Annotated in this window: 18 protein-coding genes and 1 riboswitch; of the genes, 10 read left to right on the forward strand and 8 right to left on the reverse strand. The window is 48.1% G+C overall.

Going from position 1 to position 17,209, the window contains the following annotated elements:
• Positions 1–150: 150 nt before the first annotated feature.
• The 8 genes from HQ49_RS05505 to metK all read left to right on the forward strand — a co-directional run bounded on the left by HQ49_RS05505 (position 151) and on the right by metK (position 6,156).
• Entirely contained in the window at positions 151–540 is a 390-nt protein-coding gene (locus HQ49_RS05505; protein ID WP_235290065.1) for a hypothetical protein, read from the forward strand.
• Between the two features lie 95 nt (positions 541–635).
• Complete coding sequence (locus tag HQ49_RS05510) at positions 636–992, forward strand: hypothetical protein (RefSeq protein ID WP_235290066.1); 357 nt, start codon at positions 636–638, stop codon at positions 990–992.
• A gap of 185 nt (positions 993–1,177) precedes the next feature.
• Complete coding sequence (locus tag HQ49_RS05515) at positions 1,178–1,957, forward strand: hypothetical protein (RefSeq protein ID WP_039418843.1); 780 nt, start codon at positions 1,178–1,180, stop codon at positions 1,955–1,957.
• Positions 1,958–2,098: 141 nt separating this feature from the next.
• On the forward strand, positions 2,099–2,431 hold the full coding sequence (locus HQ49_RS05520) for a hypothetical protein (RefSeq protein WP_235290067.1): 333 nt from the start codon (positions 2,099–2,101) through the stop codon (positions 2,429–2,431).
• Positions 2,432–2,645: 214 nt separating this feature from the next.
• On the forward strand, positions 2,646–3,161 hold the full coding sequence (locus HQ49_RS11325; RefSeq protein ID WP_152569142.1) for a hypothetical protein: 516 nt from the start codon (positions 2,646–2,648) through the stop codon (positions 3,159–3,161).
• Positions 3,158–3,634, forward strand: coding sequence for a hypothetical protein (locus tag HQ49_RS05525; RefSeq protein ID WP_052073443.1), 477 nt, complete (start codon positions 3,158–3,160; stop codon positions 3,632–3,634). Before HQ49_RS11325 ends, HQ49_RS05525 begins: the two co-directional genes overlap by 4 nt.
• A 180-nt stretch (positions 3,635–3,814) precedes the next feature.
• Positions 3,815–4,558, forward strand: a complete 744-nt coding sequence (locus HQ49_RS05530; protein ID WP_235290068.1) for a hypothetical protein — start codon at positions 3,815–3,817, stop codon at positions 4,556–4,558.
• A gap of 308 nt (positions 4,559–4,866) precedes the next feature.
• The gene (gene metK, locus HQ49_RS05535) at positions 4,867–6,156 is read left to right on the forward strand and encodes a methionine adenosyltransferase (RefSeq protein ID WP_039418844.1); all 1,290 of its coding nucleotides are present in this window, start codon (positions 4,867–4,869) and stop codon (positions 6,154–6,156) included.
• Between the two features lie 131 nt (positions 6,157–6,287).
• On the opposite strand, the gene HQ49_RS05540 is transcribed toward metK, so the two are convergent.
• The 8 genes from HQ49_RS05540 to HQ49_RS05575 form a co-directional block, all read right to left on the reverse strand.
• Entirely contained in the window at positions 6,288–6,965 is a 678-nt protein-coding gene (locus HQ49_RS05540; protein ID WP_039418845.1) for a thiamine diphosphokinase, read from the reverse strand.
• Positions 6,962–7,570, reverse strand: coding sequence for a nicotinamide riboside transporter PnuC (gene pnuC, locus HQ49_RS05545; RefSeq protein WP_039418846.1), 609 nt, complete (start codon positions 7,568–7,570; stop codon positions 6,962–6,964). Before pnuC ends, HQ49_RS05540 begins: the two co-directional genes overlap by 4 nt.
• Positions 7,571–7,574: 4 nt before the next feature.
• Positions 7,575–9,812, reverse strand: coding sequence for a TonB-dependent receptor (locus HQ49_RS05550; protein ID WP_080745568.1), 2,238 nt, complete (start codon positions 9,810–9,812; stop codon positions 7,575–7,577).
• Positions 9,813–9,888: 76 nt separating this feature from the next.
• Positions 9,889–10,002: riboswitch (TPP riboswitch) on the reverse strand.
• Between the two features lie 32 nt (positions 10,003–10,034).
• Complete coding sequence (rsgA, locus tag HQ49_RS05555; protein WP_018965729.1) at positions 10,035–10,982, reverse strand: ribosome small subunit-dependent GTPase A; 948 nt, start codon at positions 10,980–10,982, stop codon at positions 10,035–10,037.
• A gap of 84 nt (positions 10,983–11,066) precedes the next feature.
• On the reverse strand, positions 11,067–11,627 hold the full coding sequence (gene frr, locus HQ49_RS05560; protein WP_018965730.1) for a ribosome recycling factor: 561 nt from the start codon (positions 11,625–11,627) through the stop codon (positions 11,067–11,069).
• A gap of 35 nt (positions 11,628–11,662) precedes the next feature.
• On the reverse strand, positions 11,663–12,382 hold the full coding sequence (pyrH, locus tag HQ49_RS05565; RefSeq protein ID WP_018965731.1) for a UMP kinase: 720 nt from the start codon (positions 12,380–12,382) through the stop codon (positions 11,663–11,665).
• An 83-nt stretch (positions 12,383–12,465) separates the two neighbouring features.
• On the reverse strand, positions 12,466–14,457 hold the full coding sequence (locus HQ49_RS05570) for a DUF4954 family protein (RefSeq protein WP_018965732.1): 1,992 nt from the start codon (positions 14,455–14,457) through the stop codon (positions 12,466–12,468).
• A gap of 211 nt (positions 14,458–14,668) precedes the next feature.
• A complete protein-coding gene (locus HQ49_RS05575) occupies positions 14,669–14,875 on the reverse strand; it encodes a DUF1661 domain-containing protein (RefSeq protein ID WP_394331890.1) in 207 nt (68 codons plus the stop codon).
• Between HQ49_RS05575 and HQ49_RS12690 the strand changes: the two genes are divergently transcribed.
• Both HQ49_RS12690 and htpG read left to right on the forward strand, forming a co-directional pair.
• Entirely contained in the window at positions 14,844–15,038 is a 195-nt protein-coding gene (locus HQ49_RS12690; RefSeq protein WP_394331891.1) for a DUF1661 domain-containing protein, read from the forward strand. The two genes, HQ49_RS05575 and HQ49_RS12690, sit on opposite strands and share 32 nt — an antisense overlap.
• A 32-nt stretch (positions 15,039–15,070) precedes the next feature.
• Positions 15,071–17,125, forward strand: a complete 2,055-nt coding sequence (gene htpG, locus HQ49_RS05580) for a molecular chaperone HtpG (protein WP_039418850.1) — start codon at positions 15,071–15,073, stop codon at positions 17,123–17,125.
• The last annotated feature ends 84 nt before the right edge of the window (positions 17,126–17,209 follow it).

Genomic DNA, 17,209 nt, shown 5'->3' on the forward strand with positions numbered 1-17,209 from the left:
GATTTTTCTGCTGCAAAGATTATTTTTGGAGTAGATGAAGATGGTTTCGTCTATGGTTCGAAAGACCGGCCGGATGTCTGCCCTGTTTGTGGGAACAGGATCAAAGATGTCTACGATCTACACTATAGACTGAATAGGAAGTCTACCTTTATGTACACGTATGATGGCTACAATATCGTGTCGCAGCCCTTCAAGGATTTTTGCGATGCAAATGGCTATCCGGGGCTGTCCTTTACCGAACTAACACATTATCCCGGCTATTACTTCTTTTCTGCGGAGAATGTATTCGAACTGGATCCCGATAAGATGGATTGCAGCGGCCATCATGATTGCTGTGACTCCGCTGATTCTCTTGCGCTACCATTGAAGAAAAAAAAGGAAGATTTTCAAATAGGGTCCAATGATTTCATCTGCCGATCGGATGTCAGATTCGGAGATAAGGGCAAAAAGTTTTTTCTTATCATTGTCGGACTGGAGACAGAAAAAAAGATGAAGCTGTTCGGACTGAAGAAAATACACTACGTCAAAGTAGTAAAATGATTTTATAAGCACTGCTTAAAATATTTTCTTCAAGTTAAATACTGATGTTGGGAAAGGATCTTGCAATGATAGATATGAGGTAAAAGAATAAGAGCATGGCAAAGCGAATAATCACAAGGATAGGGGACGTTTTTGAAGTCCAATTGGATAATTGCAAGAAATACTTTCAGTACATCGCAAATGACATGACACAGCTCAACAGTAGTGTAATACGTGCTTTTGTGGAAGAATATCCCTTAGACTATTCTCCGATTTTAGAAAATATTACCGCGGGTAAGGTTGATTTTTATGCACACACAGTCCTTCGATGGGGTATTCAGTCGGGTTTGTGGTATAAAGTTGGTCGGATCAGTTTCGAAGAAGACGTGAATGTCCTTTTTAGAACCTACGATGAAGATGCTTATGTCCCTTATCCAAACGTTGGTTGGTGTGGAAAATTAACCAGCCAATGAAGTTTGTCGGTGAGCTCAGAGGAGAAAATCGGAATGCAGAAATAGGCCTTGTGATAAACCCTGATGAAATCTTTGAGAGGATAAAGAGTGGAGTATACAAAACTCGCTTTCCATGTTTTTAATAAGTAGTATAAATATCATCTATTTTACTCATAAAACGATAATTCATTGACGAAAAAAACAACATGAAAAGGTTATATTTCATTTTAGCGTTGTCCGTTTTATCTCTTGCGAGTTGTTACGGACAGCATACAACAGCAGATTTAAAAAAGACCGAAGTACAAAGAGAGTTGCTCAAAGAGTATTTCCTTTGTGTATGTATTACAGAAGGCTTTAAGGACAAACAAATTGCCGAAGATGATACATCGCAAAGCGTGTACTTCGATATACTCCGATACAGTCCGGAGGCTTTTCAAGAGGTTAAGAACTGCACAAAAAAGTTTGTTGAAACCATAGCTCCCTCTCCGATTGTAGATTTAGGCAATAAACGAGCAGTTATTTTAAGTTGTATAGAAAAATACAAGAGTAAGGAGTTAGGCAACTTTATTAAGTCTATGGATAAGCACCCATCGGCAGACGGACAATCGCTCCAAACGACGATTATTGACGGTGATGTTTATATTTACGAATATGCCATGAAGAAGCCTAATCAGGCACATATCGGATTTATCATCATAAACAATGATTTGATTGTTCAAGATATTTATTTTACCGTAAACTTTTCAAAAGAGCAGGTAAAAAATATTTCCAGAAGGGACAATGCGATAACAAATACTACTCAATACTCAAAAAGAGAAGATGGCAATATGTTGATTGATAGAAATAAGTTTTTGTACTATGACAGTGAAAATTTTGCCCGCAGAAAAAAACGAATATCAGACAATATTTATAAAATGATTCACCCTTCTCTTTTGGAAATGACGAATAAGGAACGATTGAAAACATTAAATGACCTTTCAAAGTAAAATCCCTATCCGGTGCAAGGTTGCAATTTGCACCTAAAACATTAGCCGTTTTTAACGGCAACAAATTAAAATCAACAACCATCCAATGGAGTAATGGTATCAGGCCTTGGGCATTTTCTTATTTATTAAATCAATAAAAGAATGAAACAATTGTTTTTAATATTATGTATGTCTTTGATTTTTAGCAATTGCTTAATAGGGCAAGATAAGTTGAAGGAAAATATATCCAAAGACATTTTGGATTGTCTTACAGAAGTGGGAAAGGATGCTGCGTCTACACTGAATGCTTGCGAAAGTAAGTACTTGAATTGTCGTTTTCAAAAAGACAAAAATACATTTGATTTTTGTAGTAAAAAAGTGGCATTTTTCAAAGGCAATGCAGGTACAATAAAGAGTACAAAGAAAGATTTTTTTGATAAAGAAAAATCTTTCATAGAAATAAAAGGTTTTTTTCTACAGGCTCGGCTCAGTTGATAATTTTTAATGACGATGAAGTAAAGCAGGTTGGATATGATGCTGTTATTGTTTCTTCAAGTAAAAGATTACTCACTAAAGAAGAGGTTGTTAAAAGATTGAAGAAAAAACATTAAACGTTGCGGTTTCAACGAGCATTAGTATTGCATTATTTAATTTTACTACCGGCTCCTTTGATTATCTCGGCAAAAAAGGTAATAAGTGGTATGAAAACTTGGGGTATGGATTAGGGGTTCTGGCAAATTTATCTGATGGCGTTTCGCTTTTCAGAGGTGGTGGACAAAATATTAAAGTCAATTCCGCAAGTACAAAAGGCGACGATGAATGGTGGGGACACAGTTCTATAACCGATGAGAAAGGCAATTCATTGCTATCAGTTGGCCCGGATAGTCGAGTTCAAAAAGCCACAAGTTTATCAGAAACTTGGAAAAATTCTATAAAAGGGGCAGATTTAAGTTGGGATACATATTTAGGTAAAGAAGGCTCTTGGAGTGTGGAACTGAATAATGTTAGTGCAACAGCCATAAGCAAATATGCGTCAGGCGTAACTCGCCGGGATTTGCTTCTTAACAGTTGTGTAGGACACATTTCGAGGGCTTTATGGGGAGCAGGAGTTCCAAACATATATTTTTCACCCACATTTTTTAAATGCACAATTACTTATCAGACAATTAGGGATTTACTCAAGCCCGTACCTTTATCAAATTCCGTAAAAATTGGAACAATATGAAGAAGTTATTCACAATAGTGTGCTTAGAAATGTTTATGTTCGGTTGTTCCTCTACTCATAAATATAATTCTAATGATCATAATATGAGTTTGGGACAAATACACGAACTGCAAGTGCGTAATTTTTCGGAAATTCCAAAGGATTTGCTGGAAAATATAGATAAAATGGGCGTGGACAATTCGTCAATACTCAATGAATATGAGGGGAGATATTTGAATTTTATTTTCAATATAGACCCTCAGGATTTTAATCTTGTCGGGAAAAAAGTCGGCTTTTTGGGAAGCAAAATAGATTATTTCAACGACACACGATCCACTGACCGTAATTTTACAACCGTTGGCGGTAGTAGTCTGTATATTTTCGATGCTACTCAAAAAGTGGAAAGTGGCGGATATGATGCTGCCATTACTTATTGGAATAAATTTTCACTTCCGACAGAAGAAGTCGTTAAAAGACTGAGCAAGAAGCATTAAGTCAGTTTTTTGCTTAATAAATGACAGATGATTACATATTTATGAATGATACGGAAACCGTGGCAGCAAAAATTATTTAGTCATCCCTTACCCTCCCCTTTATGGGACTACTATATATTTACAATGAAGGGAAAAGAAGGGTCCATCAATTATAATCCCTGTAATAAATAAGACAAAAAGATGAAACGACTATTTTTCACTCTGCTTTTTGCAGTTTCTGCTCTTTCCTCTCTGTATGGGAAGTCCGGCATTTCCGTTGCGTGCTTCCATTCACAGATAGACACGAAGCAAACAACTGTTATGCAAGCGATTCCTGACACGATGATAACGGCAGACTATACAAAAGTCAAGTATTGCCTGCGAGTAAACTCCCAAACGAAACCTCCGGTTTGTGTCATAACTCAGACAAGCAAAGGGATTAACATTAAGGTAAGGACTGTTGATGCTGTTGATGCAGTCGATGATGAAAACCTAAACGGACGAATAATAGAGGATTTTTACCCCAATGATACACTTGGCTCCGAATCGGAAGAGAAACTAAAAAGGTTGGGAGTTTTACTCTCCAAAGCTTCCGAAGATTTCGATCTTCGCCAAACCAATTCAATGTTCATCATTTTATCTGTTTTCAAAGATTTGGCTGTTTCAATCACCGAAAAGTATTGTGATTTATACGGTGAGACAATCTCTGACAAGACCAACGATCGAGTCGTTTCGCTTTTCAAAGAGTCGGACGTATTCAAGGGAATAAGTAGGCTCCTTGAACAATACGCTCTCAAAGTGGATGAAGTATATATTGATGGTTTTGTGGATATGCTTTTTGACGGAGACTACAAGATGCTTCAGGATACCCACTATGTCTTCGGAGCCTTTATAATTGTTAGCGTCATCCCGACTCGTTCTATTGAAGGGTTTAGATATCCTTAGATACTTCCACATCAGGCAAGAACAGGAAATCATAGATATGTGAGATAAACGCCATCGTGTCGGACATTGTAGTCCTGAGATGGGGAAAGGTGGAGAGAGCCGATATTTTTCCGCTTATGGGGATTTCCTGCGCCAAAAGCTATATCTTTGTGGTGAACCAAACAGCGTGGAAGGATTTGTAATGCTTGCAACCACGAGAAAAAATGCTAAAACATTTCTTCTTAGAAAGCTCATCGACAGCTATTCTCCAATGGAGTGTGCAAGCCCTTCTGTGCGAAGGAAGTTTTACAAATTAAAAACAAAAAGATATGAGCTATCTATTCACATCCGAATCGGTTTCAGAGGGTCATCCTGACAAAGTATCCGACCAAATATCCGATGCCATCCTCGATCAATTTCTGGCTACCGACCCCGACTCCAAAGTGGCCTGCGAGACGCTTGTAACCACCGGACAGGTGGTCTTGGCCGGCGAAGTCAAAAGTCGCTCTTATGTAGACGTACAGGAAACAGCGCGTCGTGTCATCGAAAGAATCGGCTACACGAAAAGCGAATACGGCTTCGATGCTCGCAGCTGTGGGATCTTCTCCAGTATTCACGAGCAGAGTGCGGACATCAATCGCGGAGTCGATCGCTCGGATCGATCCGAGCAAGGAGCCGGAGACCAAGGTATGATGTTCGGTTATGCCACGAACGAGACGGAGAACTACATGCCCCTGACGCTGGATCTGGCGCACCACCTCCTCTATGAACTGGCAGCTATTCGCAAGGAGCCTTCTTCACCGATGCCTTATTTGCGCCCTGATGCCAAGAGTCAAGTGACGATCGAACATGACGATGAGGGCAGACCCATCCGGATAGACACGATCGTGATTTCCACCCAGCATGACGAATTCGTCCAAGCATCGGACAGCATTTCAGAAGCAGAAGCCGACCGGATGATGCAGGAGCGCATCCATCATGACATCGCTACCATACTGATCCCCCGAGTAAAAATGCTGTACAAGCCGGATATCGCCACCCTGTTCGAAGAAAAGGTACGCCTCTTCGTCAATCCTACGGGCAAGTTTGTGATCGGAGGGCCGCATGGAGACACGGGCCTGACGGGACGCAAGATCATAGTAGATACTTACGGAGGCAGGGCCTCTCATGGCGGTGGAGCATTTTCCGGCAAGGACCCCTCGAAGGTAGACCGCTCCGCGGCTTATGCAGCCCGACATATAGCCAAAAACATGGTGGCAGCGGGCGTAGCCGACGAAATGCTTGTACAAGTGGCCTATGCCATCGGTGTAGCAGAGCCGGTAAGCATATACGTTAATACGAAAGGCCGGAGCCACGTAGCACTATCGGATGGGCAAATAGCGGAGAAGATCAAGAAGCTCTTCGATATGCGTCCTTATGCTATCGAGCAACGACTGAAGCTCCGCAATCCGATATACGAAGAGACTGCAGCATACGGCCACTTCGGGCGCGAATCCTACGAAGCATACAAAACCTTCGTCGATGAGCAGGGAACGGAACAGATGCGAATCGTGGAGCTGTTCACCTGGGAAAAGTTGGATTACGTAGACAGGATCAAAGCCGAGTTCGGCCTGTCGTAATCGTCGCCGGCATCCTTTTATCGCAAGATAAACGCTCTGCCAGACACCCCGCAGCCCTGCTTGCATAAAGCTTGGCAGGCGGAAGCGGTTTGTTCCCTGTCTTAAGGGAATGCACAGAGAGGTAGTTTATCCTACCGATTTTTTACTTCATCAGCCACAAAAACGACCAACGGGGCAGCAGAGGATAGATAGACCGTATCGCTCACTGCCTCGTTGAGCGTTCCACACCACAATTCCGGCAGGGTGGTATTGCTAAGCGGCCACTTCAGCCCTTCGGCCGTGACGGCTGATCCGCTGAAGCTGAATATAGAGATTTGTCTCCCTCGCTCCACTTCTATGCGAGCCTCCCCGTTAAAAGCCAAAAAACATCCGTAATCCGTAGGCATCACGATCTTTTCGAAAAAGCGGGTATATCCGGGCAGAAGTGCCAGATTGCCGACAAAATGATCTTCACGACGCCCCGATGTCCCCAGCAGACAGACCTCACGTGGAGAATAGGTCTTGGCCGAGAACATAACAGCCTTCGTCAGATCATTGGTATCCTGCTCGTCTATGCGATGTAGTTTTTCTGCAGGCAAAATATGTCGTGAGCCTGTAAAAGAATCCAAGTCGCCCACTATTGCATCCGGCTCTGCACCATAGTCCAGCAAGTTCTGTATGGCACCATCACAACAGACAATAGTACCTTCAGGATGCTCCGATGCCCGCCGGAGGATAGCAAGGGGGAGGGTTTTACGAGGAAATTCACCCTTGGCCAGAATAACAAAAAGCGGAGCTGTCTCCGGAGTAAGCGAGGGGAAGAATATCATAGGTCGATACTGATTGCGGCCTGTCGTTGCATCTTGCGCCACCGGAAATATCCCAGAACGGACATAACGGTATTGACGGCAAAGACGACAGTGGTGATATGGTCGCCGGATTTATAGAAAAGGGATAAGCTGATGATATTGGCTACGAACCAGCACACCCAGTGCTGACGGATGCGACGCGCCAACCAAATCATCCCGACAAAGCTGATTACAGTGGCAAGCGTATCGGCCCACGGCACAAGACTATCCGTATAGTGGGACAATACATAGAACATCGGGAGAAAAGCCACCGTAGCCGCAGCAAGGCTGATCCACAGCACACGCGGGGAGATGGATACGATGGCACCCTCTTCTGTCCCTTCGCGGTGGCGAAGCCACATCACCCAGCCGATAATACTGGTGATCAGGTAGTAGACATTGATGAGCACATTGCCATAGAACTGTGCCTCGACCGAGAGATAAATGTAGAAGAGTGGCAGGACGATCCCCACAGGCCACAGCCAGACACTCGCCTTATATTCGAGATAGACCCAAATAAAATTGACGAGTGCTGCTGCCAGCTCGATGGGATGAGCCACGATGAATTGGGTCACCGCTGTCATCATCGGATTAGAAATCGATCGTCAGACTACCCAGTGCATTGAATCCGGCCTGAGGATAATAGCGCAGGTCGGCATATGCACTTTGTCCTCCGGCCGACTGTACGTAACCGGCATCGTAGACGTAGGCGTTGGATGCATACATGAGGTTGAAGAGGTTGTTGAGCTGTACGCCCAATGCCACTCTCTTAACGAAGTGAACCGGCAGCACATAGCCGAGACGGAGGTCGTTCACCCAATAGGAGGGGAGCATGCGATCGCTGCGCTGCGTATTGTCCAGATATTGCTTGCTGACGAAGCGGCTCGTCCAAGCCATTTCGAAACCGGCATGAGAGAGGGTAAGCATGCTACCGGCAATGACATTGGGCGAGTAGGCTATATCCGTATTCTCGAGGGTCTCCTCCTTGAGTTCGAGCCAGTTGTAGTCGGCATCATATACGGATGTATATTGCACGTAGCGATCGATTTTGTTGCGGCTCACGGTGAAAGAAGCATCCCAACGCAGCAAACGCGGAAGAATCTGCCAACCGAGAGTCAGCTCCAGTCCCATACGGTAGCTGTCGGGGACGTTGCTTGTGAGCATCTGTCCCACATCGCTCAAACGGCCATCCAGCACGAGCTGATCCTTGTATTGCATATAATAGAGACCTACTCCGGCCGACAAGAGAGGCGAAGCATAGCGGTAGCCCAGCTCATAATCGATCAGTCGTTCAGGTGTAGGATACTGTCCTATTCCGGCCTCGGTGTAATTGGTTCTGTTAGGCTCGCGGTGTGCCACCGCTACAGAAGCATAGGCAGTATGAGCATCGTCGAAACTATAGGTAAGACCTGCTTTCGGATTGAGGAAGCGGAAGGTCTTGTCCAAATCGATATGCTGCATACTTCCCTGTACCTCATCGTATTCGTCCGTGATGCCGTTTATCGTGTAACCGATGGTACGATATTGGAGGTCGGCATACATATTCAGATCCGGAGTGATCTGCCAGTTGGCTTTGGCAAAGGCCGCCCCCTCTCTTTTGTCTGCCCTGTTCCGATAATATTCGAAGTCGGGAGCTAAGGGCTGGTTGTACTTTTTGATGTAAGTGATACGGCCGAAGTGGTCTCCTTTATAGATATTGCCCGAGGCCCCGAACTGCAAATCCCATGCACCGGTACGCCAGTTAAGCGAACCGATGAGTCCTCCGAAGTCATTGTCCAGATACTTCTGACGGATGAGATCCGTTTTCTTCACGGTCACGCCGTTTTCCACGTAGGGTTGCAGTGCATATTCCTTTAGTTTACGTCCGGTACGATATTCGTCCGTATAGCCATATCCGGCCGTATAGTGTGCCGTGAGGTTGAAGATAACAGCACGAGAGAAGCTGTGCGTCATGATGGCATGGTAGTGACGCTGCTCGTAATTGTCTGTATTGTGGTAGTAGTGCGGTACTCCTTGCGCATCCACGTACATAAGACCGGCACTGTTGTATCGGCGGCCATATTTGGCTTCATCCTCCTTGGAAAGACCGTTCCATGCGATACCCGTAACTTCTTTTCCTCCGAAAGTGATGAACTTGAGAGCCGTGTTGCCGCCGAAATAGCCCACTTGTGCAAAATAGGATTTCAGGTCCACGCTTCCTCTATCCACGTAGCCGTCCGATCCGATCTTGGACAGGCGAGCATCCACTGCCCAGTGGCGGCCGATGCGTCCGCTACCGAGTTTGACCGAGCGACGGAATGTGCCGAACGAACCTCCGCTCAAATCGACACGACCATAAGGAGCCAGTCCCAGATTCTCCGTACGCATATTGACGCTTGCCCCGAAAGCTCCGGCACCATTGGTGGAAGTACCCACACCTCGCTGCACCTGAAGGTCTTCGATCGAAGAGGCGAAGTCGGGCATATTCACCCAAAAGACGGACTGAGATTCGGAGTCGTTGAGAGGTACTCCGTTGGTCGTTATGTTGATGCGATTGGCATCGGTGCCACGCACGCGAAAGCCGGAATATCCGATCCCCGTACCGGCATCGCTGGTGGCTACCACGGAGGGAGTCAGCATCAGCAGATAGGGGATGTCACGACCATAATTGGATTTGGCAAGTTCGGCCTTGCGCACGTTAGTGTAAGCGACAGGTGTTTTCGCCGTGGCGCGAGTAGTTACGACCTGTACGGTCTGGAGCTGTATATTGCTAAGACTATCTATCTCGCTGTCGGAGACGGGTGCTTGTGCCGTCAGGCAGAAAGGCAAGACGGCTAAGGCGGCAATCATGTGAAGTTTTTTCATAAATCTCTTATCATTGAAGTTGGACAAAGAAGAGAGAGGGGGAATGATTGCTTCGCCGTGAAGATAGTCGGACGGAGAGTTTCCTACGCCGGTATTGTCCGGTTCAGGTGATGAGGGTTTGTTCTCAGCCATCCACGCATTCCGATTGCTACAGGAAGCACCCCTTCTCCCAATTTTATGGGACAAAGATAAGAAAACGTTCGTCCGTCAGTATTCGGGACGATACCGCTCGGCATTTTCGTCTTCGAGAATGCTCAAGTAGCTGATATAGCGACTCTCGGCTATCTCTCCCCTCCGAAGAGCTTCCAGAACGGCACAGCCCGGCTCGTGCGTATGCGTGCAGTTGCCGAACCGACAGCCCTCGCTCGCAGCGAATATCTCCGGGAAATAATGAGAGACTTCATACTCGCCCATTTCCAACGTACCGAAGCCTTTGATCCCGGGTGTATCGATAAGAGCCGACCCGGGAGAGAGATCGGGGAAGTCGATCATTTGTGAGAAGGTGGTCGTATGCATGCCGGTATGATGGGCTTGGGATATGGCCCCTGTACGCAAATCGGCATGAGGGATCAGGGCATTGATCAAGGTGCTTTTGCCTACGCCTGAATGGCCGGCCAGGAGTGTCAGCTTGCCATCGAGCAGGGTCTTGAGTGCCGGGAGACCTTCGCCCGTAGTCGCCGACACGTGGCAGCAGGGGTAGCCTATGGCGGTGTAGACAGCCGACAGCCGGCCCAATTGCAAGCGATCTTCTTGCGTGTAGCAGTCTATTTTGTTGAATACAAGAATAACCGGTACGCGATAGGCTTCTGCCGTAGCGAGGAAACGATCGATAAAGACGGTGGTAGTCACCGGATCGTTGATGGTACAGACCAGCATGGCAGCATCCAAATTGGCTCCCAGTATATGGGACTCTTTCGAGAGATTGCTGGCTCGCCTGATGATATAATTGCGTCGGGGATGGATTCGTTTGATATAGGCCGGCTGCCCTTGCTGAGAGGTGGGGACGATCTCCACGCGATCGCCTACGGCTACGGGATTGGTGGAGCGGATGCCTTTGAGCCGCAGGTTGCCTTTGGCCATGCAGTATAGCTCCGTGCCATCCGTGCAACGCACCAGATACTGACTACCCGTATTCTTAACTACGACTCCATCCATAAACGGCTTTGCGGTGTAATAAAACAGCGATGAGGCAGAATCAAGAAACTCTGCTTCATCGCTGAGGGGATAGATTTTTCACGCTTACACGGTCATGATTTCCTTTTCCTTTTCGGCAAAGAGTTCGTCGATCTTCTTGATATAACGATCGTGAACCTTCTGCATCTCTGCCTCTGCATCTTTGGCTACATCCTCAGGAGTACCATCGGTCTTGACGCTTTTCTTGATCGCATCGATGGCATCGCGGCGGGCATTGCGTACACTCACCTTGGCGTCCTCGGCATCTCCTTTGGTCTGCTTCACCAACTGGCGGCGGCGTTCCTCTGTCAGAGGAGGAAGGCCCAGACGAATCAGCTCACCGTTGTTCTCGGGAGTAATCCCAAGCGGAGAGTCCATGATAGCCTTCTCGATGTCCTTGATCAGGGAACGCTCCCACGGGGTGACTACGATGGTCTTCGCATCGGGCGTATTGACGGATGCCACCTGTGTCAGAGGAGTGGCACTGCCGTAGTACATGACCATGATACCATCGAGGAGTTTGGGGCTGGCCTTTCCCGCACGCACATGAGACAGCTGCTCGTCCAGATACTCCACTGCCTTCTCCATATTAGCCGTTGCTTTGGCTATCAGTTCTTTTATTTCCATATCTCTATATGTATTTGTTTTGTCTTGCTATTCCTTCAGGCACTCGTATTTGAAACGTATGTGCCGATCTTCTCTCCTCTCAACACCTTGAGGAGGTTCCCCGGCGTATCCATATCGAAGACGACGATGGGCAGGTTATTCTCCATACACATGGCCGTGGCAGTCAGATCCATTACTTTCAGACCTCGGGCATAAATCTCATCGTAGGTGATCCTGTCGAACTTCGTAGCCGAAGGATCCTTCTCCGGATCTGCCGTGTAGATACCATCCACGCGCGTTCCCTTGAGCATGGCATCGGCTTCTATCTCGATGCCGCGAAGCGATGAGCCGGTATCCGTGGTGAAGAAAGGATTGCCTGTGCCGCAAGAGAAAATAGTCACATAACCCTGTTCGAGCAATTCTATGGCATGCCATTTGTTGTAGAACTCCCCTATCGGCTCCATGCGTACGGCCGTAAGCACCTTGGTCTTCACCCCTATCCCCTCAAGAGCAGAGCTGAGAGCCAAGCTGTTGATTACCGTGGCCAGCATGCCCATCTGATCTCCTTTGACACGGTCGAACCCCTTGGCGGCACCGCTCACTCCACGGAAGATATTACCTCCTCCGATGACGATACCGATCTGTACGCCCATGGCACAAGCTTCCTTGATGTCCGAGGCATAATCGGCCAACCGATTCGGGTCGATGCCGTATTGCTGAGCACCCATGAGCGACTCGCCGCTCAGTTTGAGCAGCACTCGTTTATATGCAGTCATTATTCTTTTCTATCAGTTTATTACAAAGAAAAGCATATTTTCCATACCCCCATTCGTCGAAAGACGCGGCCGAATGGCTGTTTTCACTCCAGACGAGAGAGCATCTCTTCGCCGAGAGCACGCTTTTTCCGGATGTGCTCCACCACCTCGACGATGAAGGGATTGCTTTCGAAATCGCCCCGTACCTCATCGAAATCGCGGTGCTTCATCTCCCCTACCAAGTCTATCCCGAAGCCTACCTGACTGTGCATTTGGAATTCCTTCTTGGCATCCTCATAGAGCATCTCGTCCAGGCGGATCACCGAACGCATCCATGTATGCACCAGTTCGGCTACTTTGGATCGGGTGAGATCCTCGGGGTTCAGCTCGTACCATTCGAGCAGAGCATTGTATGCCCAGCACCATTCATAGTCGTAGTATCGGCCATGAATATCCTTCATCCGCTCATTCACCTCCGCAAGGCTCTTGATCCGGCCTTCTTTGATCAAGGAAGTAAGGCGGTGGATCTGTTGTTGCGGAGCGATCATACCACAGATGTCCACCCAGCTGCCATCTCCCTCATTGTGGGTGGGTTTGAGAGCGGCCAACACCTCCTCATCCGTACGGCAAGGACAATCTTCAAGGCGTTTGATGATGGAGTTGCCGAAAAACTTGTTCAGCCCCATCTCATAGAACATCAACCCCTTGTCCAAGGCAGAGGAGCGTATGCGCATATCGTGATAGACATAGGTCTGTCCCTCGCTGCCCAGTATCTTGCGTAGCTTCTTCAGCTTCCGACTGCCTCGCATCATCTTACCGGCAGTGAAAGGACTCAAGAGGTTGAAGTTGATATTGTCCAGCAAATCCGGATCTTTACGCTTATCTCTCGCTGGCCACTTCTTGGCGTCACGAATGGTCCCGACACTGCGCAGATTGATACCCGGCACCAAATAGGATTCGTTTCGGTCCTCTATAATATACGAGAAGGGGAAGGCCGAGCTGTCGATATGGTGTACGTGTCGACCCATCACCAACGTGAAAGGCCCTATTCTGGATGGCCAAAGGATATAAGAGTCGCTCGTGGTCTTCGAGCCGCGCTCCACGATGCCCTGATGGATGGGGCCGAGCTTGTAGAGGTGATTGCTCTGGTTAGAGCCGCTGCCGGCATTGAGGAAAGAGTATAGACCGGCAATGAGCAGGCTCGACTTGTGCATCGACACGGTATATGGCCCGGCAAAGACGGCACAGGCCTCGCCGTTTTCGCCTTGGCAGTTGGCAAAGAAGAGCGAATCATGTGCAGAGAAAAGGTGCCCCAAATGGGTACCCTGCCCCACAAAACAGTGCGAAACGGTGACTCCATCCGTAACGCTGCTGCCCGAACAGAGGATGAAATCGCGGCAGACGACATTATAGCCCACCGACACGGGAGCTTCTTTCTTGCTGTTGATACTGCCGTTGCAGAGGTGCGAGGCACCGGTGATCTCGGTATAATCTCCGATACAAACATTCTCTATCGTATTGCATCCGTGGATAACCACATGAGAGCCTATTGCTCCCATATCCGACCGGCGCGACTCGGCATAAGCTTTGGCCATGGCAGCGAGCGATTCGGTCAGCACCTTGTCATGCCTGTACATGGCCATCAGATAGGCCGTCTGGGCAGTCAGGTTGTCAGTGATCGTAACCTCGCGTCCGCCGGTTTCGTTCAGCACGGTTACCTCCACGCCGTTGCCGAAGGTGGTGGATTCCGTTACGGCTATGGTATCAATGTTTTCGATTCGGGTATAATCGCCTATCCTGTAATTAGCCAAATAGCTATTGACATGGAAGATGACGACTTCATCTCCGATGATGCAGTTGTGCAGGCGTGCGATATTGATACCCGTAGGCACGTGGAGGCCTCCCGGCAACAGGTGACTTCCTCGCGTGGATCCGATCCGGATCTGTCCGCTGAACATGACGTGCAGACAACGATTCGCATCGAAGCCTTCTGCCACCTCCACCATCGTCCAATCGGCGCACTGGCAGTAGTTGCCTTCCAGCACGGATATTTCTTCTTCGGTCAAATGCCTGTATATTTTCCCATTTTCTTTCATAAATGCACTTTTTGCAGTCAGGTCTCTAATCTCCCTCTATCGGATACAGAAAGGTGTAGATCGGACAACTCTCCTTTCCGCGCCTTGTGTTTTCTATAGTCGAGGGGGGTATTCTTTTTTGTTGGTCTCAAAAATAAAAAAATCCTATCGTTTCCTCGCATAGAAGGCTGTATTGCAGAGGGAAAAGAGGTGGATTCCACATGAGAAACAATCACTTGGATTTGGAAGTAAGGTACGGGAGAGGCCGAATGTGTTTTGCCAAGATTACTTCCACTACGATGCGAGGGGAAGGATGCCAGCAAGCATACTCCTCACGAATTTGGTTCGAGAATTGGCCGGACTGTGGTTCGTGTTTTCTGAAATTTAGGAGCGACTTTTTTTCCGTTGTGGCGCGAGAATTTTTTACTTCCCGAACCAAAACGAAAAAATTCTCACGCCACGTTTTTCCAAACGTGGAACCGCCATTTTTACGAACCGGAATCATCCGGAAGCGAAAAAAGGCAGTCCGGGCGAAAGAATGCGCCAGATTGTCAGTTCCGGAGTCTGTGGCACCGGATTTGTCGTTCCTTTCGTCGGAATAGAAACAAACAAAACATTAACATAATAACACACTATGAGTAAGAAAGGAACTATCGGGGTAACGAGTGACAATATATTCCCCGTCATCAAAAAATTCCTGTACAGCGACCATGAGATATTCCTGCGTGAGATCGTATCCAATGCCGTGGACGCTACGCAGAAGCTGAAAACGCTTGCATCCGTCGGCGAATTCAAAGGCGAGACGGGTGACCTCCGCGTAACGGTCAGCGTGGACGAAGTGGCACGCACGATCACGGTCAGCGACCGCGGCGTGGGGATGACCGAAGAGGAGGTGGAGAAGTACATCAATCAGATTGCTTTCTCCAGCGCAGAAGAGTTTCTCGAAAAGTACAAAGATGACAAGGCTGCCATTATCGGCCACTTCGGACTCGGATTTTACTCGGCTTTCATGGTGTCCGAGCGAGTGGATGTGATCACGCGTTCTTTCCGGGAAGATGCTGCGGCGGTGAAGTGGAGCTGCGACGGATCGCCCGAATACACGCTCGAACCGGCGGACAAAGCTGACCGCGGTACCGACATCGTGATGCACATCGATGAGGAGAATAGCGAGTTCCTCAAAAAAGAAAAGATAGAGGGACTCCTCGGCAAATACTGTAAGTTCCTTACCGTGCCGATCATTTTCGGCAAGAAGCAGGAATGGAAAGACGGCAAGATGCAAGACACGGACGAGGATAATCAGATCAACGACACGCATCCGGCCTGGACCAAAAAGCCTGCCGACCTCAAGGACGAAGACTATAAGGAATTTTACCGTTCGCTCTATCCCACATCCGAGGAGCCTCTCTTCTGGATCCACCTCAACGTGGATTATCCGTTCAATCTGACGGGTATCCTCTATTTCCCGAAGATCAAGAACAACTTGGATCTGCAGCGCAACAAGATTCAGCTCTACTGCAATCAGGTTTACGTCACCGATGAGGTACAGGGTATCGTGCCGGACTTCCTCACCCTCCTGCATGGGGTCATCGATTCGCCGGATATTCCCCTCAACGTATCGCGCTCCTATCTGCAGAGCGATGCCAATGTGAAGAAGATCTCGTCTCATATCACCAAGAAGGTGGCAGACCGTCTGGAGGAAATTTTCAAAAACGACCGCCCCACATTCGAAGAGAAATGGGATAGTCTGAAGCTCTTCGTCGAATACGGTATGCTGACGGACGAGAAGTTCTATGAGCGTGCAGCCAAGTTCTTCCTCTTCACCGATATGGACGGACACAAGTACACGTTCGACGAATACCGTACGCTCGTCGAGGGTGTACAGACGGACAAGGACGGACAGGTGGTGTATCTCTACGCTACGGACAAGCACGGACAGTACAGCCACGTGAAGCGTGCAGCCGACAAGGGCTACAGCGTGATGCTGTTGGACGGTCAGTTGGATCCGCATATCGTGAGCCTGCTGGAGCAAAAGTTGGAGAAGACACACTTTGTCCGCGTCGATAGCGACACGATCAACAACCTGATCCGCAAGGAGGAAAGAGCCGAAGTGAAGCTGTCCGATACGGAGCGTGCCACCCTCGTGAAGCTGTTCGAAGCACGCCTGCCACGGGACGAGAAGAAGCACTTCAACGTAGCTTTCGAATCGCTCGGAGCCGAAGGCGAAGCCATCCTCATCACGCAAGCCGAATTCATGCGGCGTATGCGCGATATGGCACAGCTGCAGCCGGGTATGAGCTTCTACGGCGAACTCCCCGATTCGTACAATCTGGTACTCAATACCGACCATCCGCTCATCGACAGAGTGCTCTCCGGTGAGAAGGAATCGGTAGAGCCTTCGCTCACGGAGCTTAGAGCAAAAATCGCCGAACTGAAAGCGGAAGAGGCCAAACTGCTCGAAGAGGAAAAAGGGAAGAAACCGGAGGAAATCCCTGCTGCCACGAAGGAAGCCAAGGAGAATAATGCCATCGAACAGGCCAAAACCGAAGGCAGCATCAACGAACAACTGACCCAATATGCTCAGGACAACGAGCTGATAGGTCAGCTCATCGACTTGGCTCTGCTCGGAAGCGGTCTGCTGACTGGAGAGGCTTTGGCCGAATTCATTCGCCGCAGCCAGCGTCTGCTCTGAGAAGTGAATAGCGAGTTGTGCTGAGATCCCGATTTTTCCACTCTCCTTGCCATGTCATCGGCAGGGAGAGTGAGGATATAAAAC

The sequence above is a fragment of the Porphyromonas gulae genome (genome assembly GCF_000765945.1).
Taxonomy (GTDB): Bacteria; Bacteroidota; Bacteroidia; order Bacteroidales; family Porphyromonadaceae; genus Porphyromonas; species Porphyromonas gulae.

Bases quoted from the DNA above. Each gene is read 5' to 3' on its own strand.
- HQ49_RS05505 (WP_235290065.1), top strand. From the start codon at position 151: ATGTACACGTATGATGGCTACAATATCGTGTCGCAGCCCTTCAAGGAT.
- HQ49_RS05510 (WP_235290066.1), top strand. From the start codon at position 636: ATGGCAAAGCGAATAATCACAAGGATAGGGGACGTTTTTGAAGTCCAA.
- HQ49_RS05515 (WP_039418843.1), top strand. From the start codon at position 1,178: ATGAAAAGGTTATATTTCATTTTAGCGTTGTCCGTTTTATCTCTTGCG.
- HQ49_RS05520 (WP_235290067.1), top strand. From the start codon at position 2,099: ATGAAACAATTGTTTTTAATATTATGTATGTCTTTGATTTTTAGCAAT.
- HQ49_RS05525 (WP_052073443.1), top strand. From the start codon at position 3,158: ATGAAGAAGTTATTCACAATAGTGTGCTTAGAAATGTTTATGTTCGGT.
- HQ49_RS05530 (WP_235290068.1), top strand. From the start codon at position 3,815: ATGAAACGACTATTTTTCACTCTGCTTTTTGCAGTTTCTGCTCTTTCC.
- metK (WP_039418844.1), top strand. From the start codon at position 4,867: ATGAGCTATCTATTCACATCCGAATCGGTTTCAGAGGGTCATCCTGAC.
- HQ49_RS05540 (WP_039418845.1), bottom strand. From the start codon at position 6,965: ATGATATTCTTCCCCTCGCTTACTCCGGAGACAGCTCCGCTTTTTGTT.
- pnuC (WP_039418846.1), bottom strand. From the start codon at position 7,570: ATGATGACAGCGGTGACCCAATTCATCGTGGCTCATCCCATCGAGCTG.
- HQ49_RS05550 (WP_080745568.1), bottom strand. From the start codon at position 9,812: ATGATTGCCGCCTTAGCCGTCTTGCCTTTCTGCCTGACGGCACAAGCA.
- rsgA (WP_018965729.1), bottom strand. From the start codon at position 10,982: ATGGATGGAGTCGTAGTTAAGAATACGGGTAGTCAGTATCTGGTGCGT.
- frr (WP_018965730.1), bottom strand. From the start codon at position 11,627: ATGGAAATAAAAGAACTGATAGCCAAAGCAACGGCTAATATGGAGAAG.
- pyrH (WP_018965731.1), bottom strand. From the start codon at position 12,382: ATGACTGCATATAAACGAGTGCTGCTCAAACTGAGCGGCGAGTCGCTC.
- HQ49_RS05570 (WP_018965732.1), bottom strand. From the start codon at position 14,457: ATGAAAGAAAATGGGAAAATATACAGGCATTTGACCGAAGAAGAAATA.
- htpG (WP_039418850.1), top strand. From the start codon at position 15,071: ATGAGTAAGAAAGGAACTATCGGGGTAACGAGTGACAATATATTCCCC.